14 protein-coding genes are annotated in these 15,095 nt (G+C 74.8%); 7 read left to right on the forward strand and 7 right to left on the reverse strand.

From position 1 onward, the window contains the following. Window positions 1-140 precede the first annotated feature (140 nt). Window positions 141-1,070, reverse strand: coding sequence for an NAD-dependent epimerase/dehydratase family protein (locus ABT263_RS29835; protein WP_352295045.1), 930 nt, complete (start codon window positions 1,068-1,070; stop codon window positions 141-143). Window positions 1,071-1,190: 120 nt separating this feature from the next. Continuing rightward, on the reverse strand, window positions 1,191-1,730 hold the full coding sequence (locus ABT263_RS29840) for a PTS-dependent dihydroxyacetone kinase phosphotransferase subunit DhaM (RefSeq protein WP_329490833.1): 540 nt from the start codon (window positions 1,728-1,730) through the stop codon (window positions 1,191-1,193). A 312-nt stretch (window positions 1,731-2,042) separates the two neighbouring features. Between ABT263_RS29840 and ABT263_RS29845 the strand changes: the two genes are divergently transcribed. The 3 genes from ABT263_RS29845 (at window position 2,043) to ABT263_RS29855 (ending at window position 5,216) form a co-directional block, all read left to right on the forward strand. Beyond that, window positions 2,043-2,330: a DUF397 domain-containing protein gene (locus ABT263_RS29845; protein WP_352295047.1), complete on the forward strand. Its 288-nt coding sequence runs from the start codon at window positions 2,043-2,045 to the stop codon at window positions 2,328-2,330. A 755-nt stretch (window positions 2,331-3,085) separates the two neighbouring features. Continuing rightward, window positions 3,086-3,580, forward strand: coding sequence for a hypothetical protein (locus tag ABT263_RS29850; RefSeq protein ID WP_329490835.1), 495 nt, complete (start codon window positions 3,086-3,088; stop codon window positions 3,578-3,580). A gap of 337 nt (window positions 3,581-3,917) precedes the next feature. Continuing rightward, window positions 3,918-5,216, forward strand: coding sequence for an acyl-CoA dehydrogenase family protein (locus ABT263_RS29855; RefSeq protein WP_352295049.1), 1,299 nt, complete (start codon window positions 3,918-3,920; stop codon window positions 5,214-5,216). 84 nt (window positions 5,217-5,300) lie between these two features. On the opposite strand, the gene ABT263_RS29860 is transcribed toward ABT263_RS29855, so the two are convergent. Then, the gene (locus ABT263_RS29860; RefSeq protein ID WP_380391653.1) at window positions 5,301-6,293 is read right to left on the reverse strand and encodes an aminoglycoside phosphotransferase family protein; all 993 of its coding nucleotides are present in this window, start codon (window positions 6,291-6,293) and stop codon (window positions 5,301-5,303) included. A gap of 694 nt (window positions 6,294-6,987) precedes the next feature. Here ABT263_RS29860 and ABT263_RS29865 point away from each other — a divergent pair. Then, window positions 6,988-8,469: a DNA-binding protein NsdB gene (locus tag ABT263_RS29865; RefSeq protein WP_352295053.1), complete on the forward strand. Its 1,482-nt coding sequence runs from the start codon at window positions 6,988-6,990 to the stop codon at window positions 8,467-8,469. A gap of 108 nt (window positions 8,470-8,577) precedes the next feature. Here ABT263_RS29865 and ABT263_RS29870 read toward each other — a convergent pair whose 3' ends face one another. Continuing rightward, a complete protein-coding gene (locus ABT263_RS29870; protein WP_329490839.1) occupies window positions 8,578-9,030 on the reverse strand; it encodes a PAS domain-containing protein in 453 nt (150 codons plus the stop codon). Window positions 9,031-9,364: 334 nt separating this feature from the next. Between ABT263_RS29870 and ABT263_RS29875 the strand changes: the two genes are divergently transcribed. Beyond that, window positions 9,365-10,873, forward strand: a complete 1,509-nt coding sequence (locus tag ABT263_RS29875; protein WP_352295055.1) for a HEAT repeat domain-containing protein — start codon at window positions 9,365-9,367, stop codon at window positions 10,871-10,873. Window positions 10,874-10,994: 121 nt separating this feature from the next. Here ABT263_RS29875 and ABT263_RS29880 read toward each other — a convergent pair whose 3' ends face one another. Then, entirely contained in the window at window positions 10,995-11,837 is an 843-nt protein-coding gene (locus ABT263_RS29880; protein WP_329492356.1) for an undecaprenyl-diphosphate phosphatase, read from the reverse strand. 238 nt (window positions 11,838-12,075) lie between these two features. Next, window positions 12,076-12,771 carry a class I SAM-dependent methyltransferase gene (locus tag ABT263_RS29885; protein ID WP_352295057.1) on the reverse strand — a complete coding sequence of 232 codons (696 nt, stop codon included), beginning with the start codon at window positions 12,769-12,771 and terminating at the stop codon, window positions 12,076-12,078. A 138-nt stretch (window positions 12,772-12,909) separates the two neighbouring features. Here ABT263_RS29885 and ABT263_RS29890 point away from each other — a divergent pair, with 138 nt between their 5' ends. Further along, entirely contained in the window at window positions 12,910-13,479 is a 570-nt protein-coding gene (locus ABT263_RS29890) for a DUF4396 domain-containing protein (RefSeq protein WP_352295059.1), read from the forward strand. 64 nt (window positions 13,480-13,543) lie between these two features. Here ABT263_RS29890 and ABT263_RS29895 read toward each other — a convergent pair whose 3' ends face one another. Further along, window positions 13,544-14,074, reverse strand: a complete 531-nt coding sequence (locus tag ABT263_RS29895; RefSeq protein WP_352295061.1) for a PadR family transcriptional regulator — start codon at window positions 14,072-14,074, stop codon at window positions 13,544-13,546. A 169-nt stretch (window positions 14,075-14,243) separates the two neighbouring features. Here ABT263_RS29895 and ABT263_RS29900 point away from each other — a divergent pair, with 169 nt between their 5' ends. Then, window positions 14,244-15,014, forward strand: coding sequence for an alpha/beta fold hydrolase (locus tag ABT263_RS29900; protein ID WP_352295063.1), 771 nt, complete (start codon window positions 14,244-14,246; stop codon window positions 15,012-15,014). Window positions 15,015-15,095: the final 81 nt, after the last annotated feature.

Here is a 15,095-nt window from a genome sequence, read left to right on the forward strand (position 1 = left end):
CGGCGGCCCGCCGCCGTCCGGGATCTTCCGGACGGCGGCGGGCGCCGCTGCCTTCGCCGAGGGCCGAGCGCCTGGGGCCGAGCGCCGGGCTGTGAGCGCCGGGCCGCGAGCACCGCACCGCCCCGGCCCCGCCCCGCGCGTCAGAGCGTGCGGAACCACTCCGCCGTTCGCTCCAGCCCCTCGCGCAGCGCCACCGGCCGGACGTCCGGGAAGAGCTCGCGCAGCCGCGCGTTGTCGGCCTGCGAGTCCCGGACGTCGCCGGGCCGCGGGTCGGTGTGGGTCACCGCGACCGGCCGCCCCAGCACCGACTCCATCGTGCCGACCAGCTCCAGCAGCGACGTCCGGGTGCCGAAGGCCAGGTTGACCGGATCGGCGTGCACCACCCGGCGCAGCACCGCCTCGGTGATCACCTCGGTGACGGTGCCGATGTAGGTGAAGTCCCGGCTCTGGCCGCCGTCCCCGTGCACCGTCACCGGCCGCCCGGCCAGGGCCGCGTCCAGGAAGGCCGGTACCACGGCCGCGTAGGCGTGCCCGGCGGGCTGGAGCGGGCCGAAGACGTTGAAGAACCGCAGCGGCAGCACGCCCAGCCCGTAGCAGTGGTGGTAGGCGGCCAGGTAGGACTCGGAGGCCAGCTTGCTGACCGCGTAGGGGCTCATCGGCGCGGTGCGCATGGTCTCGCGCTTGGGCAGCTCGCGGTTGGCGCCGTAGACCGAGGACGAGGAGGCGGCGGCCACGTACAGCCCGCCGGCCCGGCGGGCCGCCTCCAGCACCTCCAGGGTGCCGGTCGCGTTGGCGTGGTGGCTGGCCAGCGGGTCCGCGACGGAGCGCGGGACGGACGGCAGGGCGGCCAGGTGCACCACCGCGTCGGCGCCCGCGAAGGCCTCGTCCAGCAGGGCGGGGTCGAGGATGCTGCCCTCGTACAGGGCGGCGTCGACGCCGGCCAGGTTCGCCTTGTGGCCCGTGGACAGGTTGTCCACCACCCGGACCAGCTCCACCTCGGGGCGGGCCAGCAGGGCCCGGACCAGGTTGGCCCCGATGAATCCGGCTCCGCCGGTGACGACCACGCGCATGGCTGGGGCTCCCCCTCCGCACCCGCCCGGCCCGCCCGGCCCGGCCCTGTGCCGATGGTAGCCGGGTGGTCACCCGCGGTGGGGCGGAACGGCGAGAAGGGTCCGGCGGTCCCGGCCCGCTCAGTCCTTGCGCTGGCGGTACGCCTCCTCGGCCGCGTCCAGGACCGCGGCGAGGTCGCCGCCGGCGGTGGCCGTCGCGACCGCGGCCACCGCGCCCTCCACGAACGGTGCGTCGGCGAACCGGACCGGGAACGGCAGCCCGTGCTCGTCCGCGTCGGAGAGCAGGGCCCGGACGGTGGTCACCGCGCTGCCGAGGTCGGCGAGCATCACCACCCCGTGCCCCTGGTCGACCCGGCGGGTGGCGGCGGACACCAGGACGGCGCTGATGCCCGGACCGGAGTCCGGGTCGCCGCCGGTCGCGGCCACCGGGGAGGGGGAGTCGGTACCGGCCAGCGCGAGCGCCAGGGCGCGTACCGCGGCGGCCAGCTCCTGGCTGTGCGAGACCAGGACGACCCCGACCCGTCCGTGCAGGGGCGGCCGGCCGGGGGCCGACCGGGGCAGGGGGGTGCGCGCGGGCGGGGTGCGGGGCGCCGGGGGGTGGGCCGAGGGGGCCTCGGAGATGGGGATGACATCGGCGCTGGTGCCGTCCCGGCGGCTCATCGGCTGCTCCTGGGGGCGTCGGGGTGCGGGCCCTCCTCACTCTGGCAGCTCGGGCGCCGCCCGGCGGGGCGGGACACGCTCCGGACGGGGCGCCCGGCCCGATCGACGGACGCTTTCCGGCCGTGGGCCCTAGGTGTGTGCGCCGCGGCCTGATCCGACGCGACTTCGCCCCCATCCCCTAGCACAGCGCGGCGGCCCGCGGGGCCCGCCGGCGGAGCGCCGCCCCCGGTCGGGGGAGTCCTCGGCAACCCGCTGACCGGGGCGGCGGCGGTGACTAGGCTGGCCTCGAAAGCCGTCGGGAGGAGACCAGTAATGGCAGCCAATATCGGGACTGACGTGGAGTCGGCCGTGGGCACGGGCGTCGAGGTGCCCGCACCGTCGCCGGAGCTCGCGCCGAGCGGGAAGCCGAAGGTGGACTTCACCGGGGCGACCTGGCTGTGCAGCAGTCAGGGGGTCGGGGATGTCCAGATCGCGTTCGTGGACGGCTACATCGGCATGCGGGACGGCCGCCAGGAGGACGGGCCGGTCCTGGTCTTCACACCGGGCGAGTGGCGGGCCTTCGTGCTCGGCGCCCGGGACGGCGAGTTCGACCTCACCTGAGGCCCGCCCGGCCCGCCCGGCCTGCCCGACCCGCCTGATCGCCCGTCCTGGCCGCCGCGCACCGGCCGGGGCGCAGGGAGGGAAGTGCCGGAACGGGTCCCGTGAGGGGCCCGTTCCCATCTTGTGATCAGCCTTGAGCGTACCCGGTCATAAATTCTGTTGACTGTTAGACAAGCGCAGCTCAGAGTATGAGCACAGGCAGACGCCGTGCCCACCGCCCCCACGCGGCCAGACACGGCGCCTGCTGTGCAGCCCGGCAGTCACGCCGGACCTGCCTCCCAGTCATCCCCTGCGCACCGGGGGTGCGTTGGCCGGTCCCGGCCCACAAGGGGCCGGCAGTCGCCGGGAGGCTGACACCGCTGCCGAGAGCGACTCGACGTCGGTGCCGGGTGCTCGGGACCCGCACGCCCCCACGCGGCGGCGTCCCGAGCAGATCCGCGGGAGCGACGGGCCGGGGCCCCGCGGACCTTGCTTGTGTGGCTTCGAACTGCTGGCTTGTGTGCTGTGCTGTGTGCGACGACGAAGCTGGGTGCTCGGCGGATCGGCACGACGATGTGCACAGTGAGGGATACGCGTGTAGGGCCGCGTTGCGACATGCCGTCCCCCCGAAGGGTGAAACCCAGAACGGCTGTCGTGCTGAACCGAACGTAGCCCGGACGGTTGCTCAGAGTCAACATTGGTCTCTGAGCGTGGATCTCCGTCCAGCGCCCCACCCACCCCGCGAGAGTGGTGTGCCGGGCACGTACGATGTTCCCATGTCTTTTCTCCGCCGTCGCTCCGGACAGCCCACCGGCCCGGACTTCGACGTGCTCGCCATGGACCCGGGCGACTGGCCCGGCGACTTCGGCGCGGCCATGATGACCGGCCCGGACGGCTCCTGTCAGGGGATTTTCCTCCGCTACGACCTGTTCGGAGGCAGAGGCCCGGCGATGTTCATCGGCAACCTCCCCGAGGGCTCGCCGGCCCGCGAGACCGGGGACGAGGTGCCCTTCGAGGTCCGGCAGCTGCTCGCGGCGCTGGAGAACGAAGAACCGGTCGAGTTCGTCTCGGCGGAGGACTTCCCGGTGATGCTCGGGGACGACCTGCTGATCGTGAAGAAGGTCAAGGTCAGCGAGGGCCGGGTGTTCTGCTCGCAGTTCGGCCGCAGCGACGGCGTCCAGGTCACCATCGCCTCCTGGGACCGACCGATTTCGGACGACCTCTACCAGCTGCTCAAGCCGCTCCCGGCGGACATGTTCCAGCAGGGCTGACCGGCACTCCCGCGGCGGCGCGGCCGGGGCCGTTCCGCGCTCCGGGCACTGCTTGACGGTTTCGATCATCGCTTCGTACAGTCGCGAACATGTCGTGCCGTCTCCCGCTGCTGACCCGTCGCAGCTACCTGGACCTGCGGCGCACCGCAAGCGCGGCGTGTCCGGGCCACTGAGGGGGATCCGTCCCCGAGGCGGCGGGTGCCCGGCCGAGTGGCCGGCGCCGATCCGGGGGCGGGTGTTGCGCTGACTTCCGGGGCCGTCCACCGGTACCGCGCGCCCGTCCGGCGTGCCGCCCGCACTTGCCGAGCCCACGCTGCCGCCCGGAGGCACCAGCACCATGACCACCACCGCTGCCGATCAGTCGCCCGTCGCCGCCGCCCTCGCCGGGCTGCCCCGGGTCGTGGACCTGCTGGCGGCCCGCGCCGAGGAACACGACCGCGACGCCACCTTCCCCTACCAGGGCATCGAGGCGGTGCACGAGGCCGGTCTGCTCACCCTCACCGTCGGACAGCGGTACGGCGGCCCCGGCGGCACGCTCGCCGACACCGTCCGGGTGCTCGCCCAACTCGGCAGGGGGGACGCCTCGGTGGCCGTGGTCACCGCCTTCACGCTGCTGCAGCACGCCGAGCAGGCCCGGGTGGCCGCCTGGCCGGCGGCCGGCTACCGGCGGCTGCTCACCGAGTCCCGCCGGGGGCCCGCCCTGGTCAACACCCTGCGCGCGGAGCCGGGCGGCCAGGGCGGCGCCCAGCCGGCCACGGTGGCCAGGCGGGACGGTGACGGCTGGCTGCTCAGTGGCCGAAAGACGTACTGCGCCGGTGCCGAGGCGCTGGCCTGGATGGCCGTCACCGCACGGACCGAGGAGCCGGTGCCGCGGATCGGCACCTTCCTGGTGCGCGGGGACAGCGAGGGCATCGAGGTCGATCCGACCTGGGACCAGCTCGGCCTGCGGGCCAGCGCCAGCCACGACGTCGTCCTGGACGCCGTCCGGGTGCCGGGCGAACTCGCGCTCGGACTCACCGCCCCGAGGGGCACCGGCCCGAGGACCACCGGCCGGGCCGGCGGGCCCGCCCGCGCCGGAACCGCGCCGTCCGGTGCCGAGGCCAGGGGCGTCGAGGTCAGGGGCGCCGAGGCCGGCGGCATCGAGGACGCGGGTGCCGCGGCCGCGGTGCCCGCCGCCGAACTCACCCGCGCCTGGCACGATCTGGCCCTGTCCGCGGTCGCCCTCGGGGTCGCCCGCGCCGCCGAGCAGTGGCTGGTCCGCTTCCTCCACCAGCGCACTCCGGCCAACCTCACCGAGCCGCTCGGCAGCCTGCCCCGGTACCGCTGCGCGCTGGGCGAGATCGAGGCCCAGCTGATCGGCGCCGAGGAACTGGTCAACGGACTGGCACCGCGGGTGGACCGGGCCGAACCGGACGCCGTCGCCCGGACCGGTCCGGCACAACTGCTCGCCACCCGGGCGGCGATAGCGGCCGTCCAGCAGGCGGTCTCGCTCACCGGCAACCCCGGCCTGAGCCGGCGTCACCCGCTGGAGCGCTATCTGCGGGACGTGCTCAGCAGCCGTGTCCACTTCGCCCCGGACGAGGCCGTCCTGGACGCCGCCGGCCGGGCCGCCCTGGAGCGCGGGCGACGCCTCTGACCGGCCTGGCCCGGCCGCGGCCCGAACGGCCCGGGCCCCGACCGATCGTGCGCGAGCGGTCGGGGCCCGGGCCGTTCGCCCGGCTCAGCGGGTGCCGACGGCGGCGCGGACGGCCCGGCGGGCCAGCGCCGCGTCGTCGTACAGCCGGCGGATCATGATCCGCTGCTCCTCGCCGGCGCCGGGCACGTCGTACAGCCGGATCTCCCGCATCAGCACGAGCACCAGGTTCACCAGGAACGCGTCCCGGGCCAGTGTGCCGCCGCTCTGCGCGAGTTGGCTGATCTGCCGGCGGGCGGCGGTGTCCCCGGAGAGGACGCTCCAGAGCACGGCCAGGTCGTAGCCCGGCAGGTACCAGCCGGCCTGCTCCCAGTCGACCAGGACCGGCCCGGAGGGCGCCAGCAGCATGTTGCTGAGCAGGGCGTCGCCGTGACAGAGCTGGAGCGGGGCGTGGCTCAGGCCGTGCAGCAGGCCGCGCAGGTCGCCGGCGTCCCGGTCGGTGAGCTGTCCCACCGAGTGGTAGCGGGCGATCTCCACCTGGTAGTCCAGCCGTGGCTGGAAGACGTCGGTCGGCGGCCGCCACAGGTTGAGCGTGCGGACCGCGCCGAGCAGCGCCCGCACCTCGCCCGGGGTCGGCGCGTTGGCGGGGTGGCGCTCCCGGGCGGCGGGCCGGCCGGGCACGCGCTCCATGACGAGCACGCAGCGGTCGTGGTCGGCCGCGACCAGCCGGGGCAGCCGCACCGGCGGGCGGTGCCGGACGAAGGCGCGGTAGACCGCGACCTCGTGGTGGAAGTCGGCCACCAGCTGCTCGAAGTACTCGCTCCGCACCGCCTGCGGGGCCAGGCACTTGGCGACCACCGGCGCGCGCCCGATGGTGCCCGCCACCAGGATGTGGCGGCTGCCCTCGCGCAGCACCTGGCGCGGGGTGAAGGCGGGGCATATCCGGGCGACACCCGCCAGCGCGGCCCGTACGGCCGGGGTCTGCAGCGCCGCCGGGTCGATCCGCTCGGGGGCACCGGGCTGACCGGGCCGCATCGGCGGGCGGAGCATCCGGCCGTCGCCGGGCCGGACGGCCGGCATCCGGGCGCCCGGGGGCAGGACGGACTCGGGGGCGCGCAGCCCCAGCGCCGTCCGGGCGGCCTGGCCCCGCGCGTCCGTGGTCCGGCCGTCGGCGCCGCGCGGCACCGCGGGGCGGCTCGGCGGCAGCTGCTTCGGACCGGGACGGCCGGCGGCCGCGCCCGGGGGGCGCAGCGGGGTGCGGGTCGCGGTCGGCGTGGGGGAGGTCGCGGAGGAGTACATGGGGTGAGGGTGGTCCCTTTCTGTCCGTCGGCGGGTGCGCCCCGCGGTGCGGGGAGGGCCGGTGCCGCGTGCTTGCTGGCGTGACGGCGGCCCTGTCTCGGTGCGGTGGGTGGAGCGCGGGCGCCGGGCACGGACGCGGGGGCCGGAGCCCCTTGCTTCGGCGGTGACCCGGTCGTTCCGCACCCTGGGGAATGCGGACGACCGGACTGCCGTGGCCGTGCCCGGCGCCCCCGCGCCACCCGGCCGCGCCACCCCCTCGGGTGAGGACCGGGGACGCCCCGTGACACGGTCGGGGGAGCACCCCCCACCTGCCCGGGGCGCCGCCCGACCCGAGGGGCGAGGTGGCGCACCTCTACATCACACCCGGACGGCACTGGTTAGTAATGTGGCGGACCCTGGCGAAGCCTGGCGAATGCTCGCCTGGCACATGACGGAGCATCTAGCCTGAACCAGCCGAGGAACCTGGGGGCTTCACGTGAGCAGGGGACCCAACACCCGACTCGCCGATCTGTTCGTCCTGGCCGGATGGTCGAAGGGCGAGCTCGCACGGCTGGTCAACCGGCGTGGTGCGGCCATGGGAGAGCAGCAGCTGTCCACCGACACCTCGCGGGTCCGGCGCTGGATCGAGCACGGAGAGATCCCGCGCGATCCGGTGCCGAGGGTACTGGCGTCCGTGTTCACGGAGCGGCTCGGCCGTGTCGTCACCATTGAGGACCTCGGTCTGGAACGACACCGGCCCACCAGGACCGGAGCGGCGCAGTCCGCAGCACATCCATGGGAGCCGGATCGTACGGCCGCGGTCCTCACCGAGTTCACGGGAATGGACCTCATGCTCAACCGACGTGGATTGGTGGGTGCGGGCGCCGCGCTCACGGCCGGGGCGGTCATCGCCGACACTCTCAAGGGCTGGCTGGGCGGGGACGCCGTCGCGTACGCGGCCGCCGCGCCGGGCCCCCGACAGGTGGTCACCCAGGGCGGGGCCCGCCCGGTGGTGGACGTGTACGACGCGGGCCCGGTCGGGCTCGACGAGGTGGAGGCACTGGAGCGCTCGGTCCAGGTGTTCCGCGCCTGGGACGCGGCGCGCGGCGGCGGCCTCCAGCGCAAGGCGGTGGTGGGACAGCTCAACGAGGTGGGCGGGCTGCTGACGCACCGCCACGGCCAGGCCGTGGAGCAGCGGCTCTGGCTGGTCGCGGCCAACCTCGCGGTGCTGGCCGGCTGGATGTCGCACGACGTCGGCCTGGAGTCGACCGCGCAGAAGTACTTCATGATCGCCGCCGAGTCGGCCAAGGAGGCCGGCGACCGCCCCCGGGCCGGTGAGGCGATCTCCCGGGCCGCCCGCCAGATGGTGCACCTGGGCCGCGCCGACGACGCGATCGACCTGATGGCCGCGGCCCGGGCGAGCGGCGGCCGGGTGCTGCCCAGAACCCGGGCGATGCTGAACACCGTGGAGGCCTGGGCGCACGCCTCGGTCGGGCACTCGCAGGACACCCGGCGGCTGCTCGGCGAGGCCGAGGACCTCTTCGCCGAGGACGTGTCCGAGCCGCCGCCCTCCTGGATGCAGCTCTTCGACGAGGCCGAGCTGCGCGGGATGCAGGCGCTGGTGCTGCGCACCCTGGCCGAGCACGACCTGACGGCCGCCCTGGAGGCGCGCCGCCAGGCCGAGCGGGTGATCAAGCTGCGCGAGGGCACCGGTCAGCTGCGTTCGGCGCTGTTCGACCGGATCACGCTCGCCTCGGTGCACTGGCTCAGCGGGGAGCCCGACGCGGCGGAACTCCAGGCCAAGATGGTGATGAACCTGATCGGCCAGAACTCCTCGCACCGCACCTGGGACCGGTTGCGCGAGATGTACCGGCTGACCGCCCGCTACCGGGGGCTGCCGGTGGTGGACGAGCTGCGGGTGGAGCTCGGGCGGGAGTTGCGGCAGGCGGACGCCAAGAACCGGCCCAGGTTCGCCTGAGCCGGTCGCGGTCCGTCCGAGCCGCCCGGTGCTCCGGGCGTTCGGGGCTGTGAGCCGCCCGGGGCTGTGAGCCGTCCGGGGCCCGGCGTCGGCCGGGGGCGGCCTGCGTCAGTCGGGGTCGGCGGGGCGCAGCAGCATCCGCAGCGCCGTCACGGTGCCGTCGTTCCCGAGGACCGGCTCGCCCGCGCACTCCACCGTGGTGCGCTCACCGTCGGGGTGGCTGACCTGGAGGGTGCCGAAGGCGTGGCGGCCGTGCACCAGGGCGTCGGTCATCATCCGGCGCAGCTGCGGCCGGTCCGCCTCGGCGAGCCGGTCGGGCAGCCGGTCGAGGCTGAGCGGTCCGTGCCCCGGGTCGCAGCCGAGCAGCCGGTACACCTCGGCGGACCACCGGACGTCGTCGGTGAGGAGGTCCCACTCGGCGGAGCCGACCACGGGACCGGAGTGCGCCTGCGTCGTGCCGTCCACTCTGCCGCCCACCGACCCGTCGTCCGCCCCGGTGTCCGTCCGTCGGGCATCGCTGCGGCGGGCGGCCCGGCGGGCGGCAGTGGCAGGCATGCTCATGGCGATTCCATCGGGTCGAGGCCGGCTCCGGGCCGGCGGAGAGGGAGGTGGGGAGGGTGGCCGCGGGGTGGCCGTGAGGTGGGAAGCTGTCAAGCAGTGAGAAGACTGTCGCACAGCGGAGTCACCCTCGTGGGGGATTTGAGCAGATCTCTGGCAAAATTCCCCCGGCATATGCCACTGCGGCAGGAGGGTCGATCGCCCTGTGTGCGGCGAGGTGTCCGAGGCGGTAACCTTCGGTGATTCCGGCGCCCGGGCGCCCACCGCAGTACCGACCACCGACCCCGGCGACGGAAATCCCGTTGCCACTACGACCGCCGCAACGGATGCTGACCTCATGTTCGAGCCAGTGATAGCACCCAGTGCCAGCCTCCTCGGCCTCCTTCAGCGAGGCCGCGGTGACGGGCAGCTCCACGCGCTGGCCGCCGACCGCACCGACGCCATCGCCGCGCTCCAGGAGTGCGTCACCAGGGACCCGAGAGCCGACTGGCAGGTCGAGAACCGCTCCCTCTACTACGCGCGCCTCTACATGGAACTGGAGGCGCCGCTCGACGGCATCGAGGACCACCTCCACGACCCGGAGGACCTCCTCGACGACGACGAGTACCGCACCGGTCTCGCCCTGTCCGTCCTGGGCCACCTCGCCGCGTACGGCCGGCGCGACGCGCTGCTGATGCTGCGCGAGTACGCCGCCACCGGCACCAACTGGGCCTGGGCGCTGGACGAGCTCGCGCTGCGCGACGACGACCGCGGCCTGCTGCTGCTCGGTACCGCGGTGCTGGACCGGTTCCCGCCGGGCCCCGAGGGCGACGCCGAGCTGCGTGAGTTCATCCGCGGCGCGTACGAGCCACGGCCGTGGCGGCTCTGGGCGGCCTACCACCCGCGGGTCGCGGCGGCGAGCGAGCAGTCCCCGTTCGACCTCTGGCAGCGCCAGGTGAACCGCACCGGCGTGACCCCGGGCTGGTCCACCGCCGACGTGCTCGTCTGGGCCGACCAGGGCGAGCTCGGCGGCCTCGGCGCCGCCGCCTTCGCCGGCCGGCCCGACCGCCCGGAGCCCGCCCGCGACGGCGGTGATCCCGCCGGCCCCGATGCCGTGGACCGCAGGGCCGCCGCCGCCGCCCGCTGCCTGGCCGCCGTGGTCCGCCCCGAGGACCGCCCCGCCGTGCTGGAGGCCGCGCGGAACGGACTGCCCGGTGCCCGCCGGGCCGCCCTGCGCTACCTGGTCGACCAGCGGGACCCGGCCGCCGCCGGCCTGATCGAGGCCGCCGCCGCCGATGTCGACGACCGGACGGTGCGCGCCGCCCTGGAACTGATCGGCCGGATGCGCGGCCCCGAGGCGCTGGCCCACGCCCGCCGCTGGGCCGACCCGGCCACCGGCGGCGCGGACAGCGCCCTCGGCGAGGCCGCCGTCCAACTGCTCGCCGACGCCGGGGAGCCCGGCGACGCGGCGCTCGTGGTGGCCGGGCTGCGCCGCTGGATCTCGGTCCGCGGGGTCGGCGGCCCCGGGCTCGGGTCGCTGGTCGACGGTGCGGGGCGGCTTGCCGCCGCCGAGGCCGTCCCCGTCCTGCGCCACATCTACGGCGAGGCCGCCTCCTCCGAGCTGCGCGGCCGGGCCGCCCGCGCGCTCGCCGCGACCGACGTGGCCTTTCCCGAGGGCCCGGCCGTCGAGTGCCTCTGGGACTGCGAGGAATCCACCCGTGAGCTCGCCGCGAGGCACGTCGCCACCACCGGCGACGCCCGCGTGCTGGAGCGCCTGCGCCGCCTCGCGGCCGACCCGGCCGAGGAGGCCGAGGTCCACGCCGCCGTGCGCGGCCGGCTGACCGCCGCCCGCGAGCGAAGTCGGTAGGACCCCCCGACACCACACCCGGGGCGACACCCCGATCCCGGGTACGACGAAGCGGGCCGGGCACCAGATCAGGTGCCCGGCCCGCTTCGTCGTCCCGGGAGGTCCTCGGTGGAACCGCGTTCTACTTCACCACGCCGGCGTCGGCCGCCAGGGTGCCGGTGCTGACCAGGACGATGATCAGAATGCCCAGCGCCACCCGGTACACCACGAACGGCATGAAGCTGTTGTTCGAGATGTACTTCAGGAACCACGCGATCGCCGCGTAGCCGACCGCGAAGGCGATCAGGGTGGCCAGGATGGTCGGCCCCCACGCCGGTGAGGGGCCCTCGCCGATCTTGGTCAGCTCCAGCAGGCCGGAGGCCAGCACGGCCGGGATGGCGAGCAGGAACGAGTACCGGGCGGCCGCCTCGCGGCTGTAGCCGAGCAGCAGCCCGGCGCTGATGGTGCCGCCGGAGCGGGAGACGCCGGGGATCAGCGCGAGTGCCTGCGCCATGCCGTAGGCGGCGGCGTGCGGCAGGGTCAGGTCGGTGATCGGCTTGGCGTGCCGGACGGCCCGGGTCCGGTCGGCCACCGCCAGGATCAGACCGAAGACGATCAGCGTGGTGCCGATGATCCGCAGGTCGCGGAGGTTGGTCTCGATGGTGTCCTGGAACAGCTTGCCGAGGATGCCGATCGGCAGCGTGCCGATGATCACGAACCAGCCCATCCGGGCGTCCTGGTGCGAGCGCAGCGCCGGGCGGAACAGCGAGAGCGTCCAGGTCTTCACGATCGAGGCGATGTCCCGGCGGAAGTAGATCAGCACGGCGGACTCGGTGCCGAGCTGGGTCACGGCGGTGAACGCCGCACCCGGGTCGTCCCAGCCCAGCAGGGCCGAGAAGACCCGCAGGTGGGCACTGGAGGAGATCGGCAGGAACTCGGTGAGCCCCTGGATCAGGCCGAGGACGGCTCCGTGGAACCAGTCGATCACCGGACACCCGCCCGGGGTATCCGTCGCTCGATGAGCATCAGCGGTCCTTGTAGGTCGGTGCGGGAGCATGCCGTCGGCATGCACGGGGCACATGCCGATGGCATGCGAACCGCCGGGTCCGCCCGGCGCTCGGGCTGCGCGGGCCCGGCGCGCGCCTGATGCTACGCGGTGAAGGTGACAGCCTCGCTTCCGCCCCCGTTCCGGCCTGCCCGGTCCGGCGGCGGCCCGGCTCCGTTCAGTGCGGGACGGGGCGGGCCCGGACCCAGGTCCGGTCCTCGGTCAGGTGGGCGTCCACGGCCAGCCCCGACTCGGCCAGGGCCCGCTCGAACGCGGCGGTGTCGAGCGGGCGGGACAGGAAGGTCTGGGTCCAGCGCGCGTCCGGGAACTCGTACTCGACGTGCACCGAGTTCACGCCGTCCCCGACCGGGGTGACCGACGCCACCCGCACCAGCCCGTCCCGGCCCAGCGGACGCTCGCGCGGCACGTCGCGCATCCAGTCCTCGCCCTCGCGCTGCAGCAGCACCAGGCCGTCGTCCGCGACGTGCCGCCGGCAGGTGTCCAGCAGCCCGCGCCGGACGGCCGGGTCGCCGGCGTGCACCAGGAAGGAGGCGAGCAGGACGACGTCGAACCGCTCGCCGAGGTCCAGCCGCTCGATCGGGCTGCGCACCGTCCGGGCGCCCCGGACCCGGGCCAGCATCTCGGCGGACTCGTCCACGGCCGTCACCGTGAAGCCGAGGTCGAGCAGGGGGTGGGTCATCCGGCCCACCCCGCAGCCCAGCTCCAGGATGCGGGCTCCGGCGGGGACCGCCTTCCTGATCACCTCGGGCTCGCCGTTCAGCGGCAGCCGCTCGTACATCTCCACCGCGCACCCGTCCGGGGTGATCGGGCCCGGTCCGGTTCCCTCGTACCCGTTGCGTCGTTCATCGGCCATGCGTCCCATCGGAGCACGGGCGGGCCGGAGGGGGAAGAGGGCGAGGCGGTGCCCGAACTGCTTGCTCCATACCCCTGGGGGGTATATGTTCGATGACGACGAACCGAGGGGCACGGCACGGAGCAAGCGGAGGACGACATGGCGCATCCCGTAGGGCACGAGCACGGACACCTGCACCAGCACGCCGAGCACGACCATGGCCACGAGGCGCACGCCGACCACGCCGACCACGCCGGTCACGGCGGCCGCGGTGGTCACGGCGACGGTGGGGCGAGCTGGCGGACCGCCGCCCAGGCGACCCTGCACTGCCTCACCGGCTGCGCCATCGGCGAGATCCTGGGCATGGTCCTCGGCACCGCCTTCGGCCTGCACAACGGTGCGACCGTGGTGCTCTCGGTGCTGCTGGCCTTCGTCTTCGGCTACGCCCTGACCATGCGCGGCGTGCTGAAGGCCGGGCTGGACGTCCGCGCCGCCGTCAAGGTCGCGCTGGCCGCCGACACCGTGTCGATCCTGGTCATGGAGCTGATCGACAACACCGTGATGGTCACCGTGCCGGGGGCGATGGACGCGGGCCTCGGCGACGCGCTGTTCTGGGTCGCGCTGGCGGGCTCGCTCGCCCTCGCGTTCACCCTGACCGTGCCGGTCAACAAGTGGATGATCGGCCGGGGCCGCGGCCACGCGGTCGTCCACGCCCACCACCAGCACTGACCACGAGCGGGTTCGCCCCCGCCTCCCGGGCTCGGCCGGGAGGCGGGGGCCGCGGTGTCCCGGGTCAGGCCCGGTCGAGGGCGGCCAGGGTCTCGCGCAGCCAGGCCAGCTCGGCCTCCGTGGTGGCCCGGGCGATCAGCAGCATCCCGCGCCGGAACGGGTCGCCGAACTCCTCGGCGCCCACCGGGCGGGCGCCGTCGTAGAAGAAGCTGGCCGGCTCGCTGAGGAAGGCGAGCCGGCGGCGCAGCACGGCGGCCTGTGCCCGCGGGTCGTCGTCGAGGTGGCGCAGGAAGGCCAGCACGGTGAACCAGCGGTTCTCGTCGCTGATGTCCAGGTCCTCCGGGGTGCGGAGCCGGTCGAGCAGCGCGGTCCGGCCGGCCTCGGTGAGGTGGAGGGTGTGCCGGGGCGCCGCCGCCGTACCCGGCTCGGTCGTACGGACCAGCAGGTCGTCGGCCTCCAGGCGTTTGATCGCCGGGTAGAGCGTGCCGTCGCTGATCGGCCGGACGTGTCCGGTGAGCGCGGCGAGGTGGCGGCGCAGCTCATAGCCGTGCAGTGGCCGGTCGCGGAGGAACCCGAGGATCGCGAGCTTCAGCATGGGGCCACTCTCTCAGATCGGGCTGCGTTGCCTCGCTGTCGCTATACCTCGATGCCGAGGTATGGTCCTTCCGTCGCGGGGATCCGCTGCGCCCCGCCGGCCGGGCGTTCGGCCCCGCGTCAGCCCTGCTCTGCCCTGCTTCAGCCCTGCCCCGAGAAGGAGTACGACCATGCGCCAGGCCATCGTCACCCCGAGCGAGGACCGGATCCGCTGGGTGGAGGTGCCCGGTGCCGAGCCGGCCCGGGTCTATCTGCACGGCCTCGGGGCCAGCTCGCCCGTCTACTTCGCCGGTGCGGCGGCCCACCCGCTGCTGGCCGGGCGCCGCTCGCTCCTGCTGGATCTACTGGGCTTCGGCATCAGCGACCGGCCCACCGACTTCCCGTACACGCTGGAGGCCCACGCCGACGCGGTGGCGGCGGCGCTCGACGAGGCCGGGCTGGCGGAGGTCGAGCTGGTCGGGCACAGCATGGGCGGCGCGGTGGCGATCGTCCTCGCCCACCGGCACCCCCGGCTGGTCGCGAACCTCCTCCTGGTCGACGCCAACCTCGATCCGGTCACGCCGGTCCGCCGCCCGGGCAGCAGTGGGATCGCGACCTTCGGCGAGGAGGAGTTCCTGGCCGGCGGCCGGGAGGAGGTGCGGAGGTGGGTCGGGCCGCTCTGGTGGTCCACCATGCGGCTGGCCGGTCCCGAGGCCCTCCACCGCAGCGCCGTCCACACCGCCCGGGGCACCGTGCCGACCATGCGCGAGATCCTGCTGGACCTGGAGATCCCCAGGACGTTCCTCCACCCGCAGGCCGACGGCGAGCTGCCGGGGGCGGAGCGGCTGCGGGCGTCGGGGGTCGAGGTGGTGGCGGTCCCGGACTGCGGCCACAACATCATGTTCGACAACCTGGACGGGTTCGCCGCGATCGCCGCCACCGCGCTGGCCCGGCGAGCCTGAGACCGCTCCGCCCTGTCCTGCCCCTTCGCCGGGTGGCTGCGCGCCCTGGCCGGCGATCGATCCGAAACCGCTCGCCGGAGA

The organism is Kitasatospora sp. NPDC001603 (assembly GCF_040298365.1).
In the GTDB taxonomy this organism is placed as follows: domain Bacteria; phylum Actinomycetota; class Actinomycetes; order Streptomycetales; family Streptomycetaceae; genus Kitasatospora.

Bases quoted from the DNA above. Each gene is read 5' to 3' on its own strand.
- ABT263_RS29835 (WP_352295045.1), bottom strand. From the start codon at position 1,070: ATGCGCGTGGTCGTCACCGGCGGAGCCGGATTCATCGGGGCCAACCTG.
- ABT263_RS29840 (WP_329490833.1), bottom strand. From the start codon at position 1,730: ATGAGCCGCCGGGACGGCACCAGCGCCGATGTCATCCCCATCTCCGAG.
- ABT263_RS29845 (WP_352295047.1), top strand. From the start codon at position 2,043: ATGGCAGCCAATATCGGGACTGACGTGGAGTCGGCCGTGGGCACGGGC.
- ABT263_RS29850 (WP_329490835.1), top strand. From the start codon at position 3,086: ATGTCTTTTCTCCGCCGTCGCTCCGGACAGCCCACCGGCCCGGACTTC.
- ABT263_RS29855 (WP_352295049.1), top strand. From the start codon at position 3,918: ATGACCACCACCGCTGCCGATCAGTCGCCCGTCGCCGCCGCCCTCGCC.
- ABT263_RS29860 (WP_380391653.1), bottom strand. From the start codon at position 6,293: ATGCCGGCCGTCCGGCCCGGCGACGGCCGGATGCTCCGCCCGCCGATG.
- ABT263_RS29870 (WP_329490839.1), bottom strand. From the start codon at position 9,030: ATGAGCATGCCTGCCACTGCCGCCCGCCGGGCCGCCCGCCGCAGCGAT.
- ABT263_RS29875 (WP_352295055.1), top strand. From the start codon at position 9,365: ATGTTCGAGCCAGTGATAGCACCCAGTGCCAGCCTCCTCGGCCTCCTT.
- ABT263_RS29885 (WP_352295057.1), bottom strand. From the start codon at position 12,771: ATGGCCGATGAACGACGCAACGGGTACGAGGGAACCGGACCGGGCCCG.
- ABT263_RS29890 (WP_352295059.1), top strand. From the start codon at position 12,910: ATGGCGCATCCCGTAGGGCACGAGCACGGACACCTGCACCAGCACGCC.
- ABT263_RS29895 (WP_352295061.1), bottom strand. From the start codon at position 14,074: ATGCTGAAGCTCGCGATCCTCGGGTTCCTCCGCGACCGGCCACTGCAC.
- ABT263_RS29900 (WP_352295063.1), top strand. From the start codon at position 14,244: ATGCGCCAGGCCATCGTCACCCCGAGCGAGGACCGGATCCGCTGGGTG.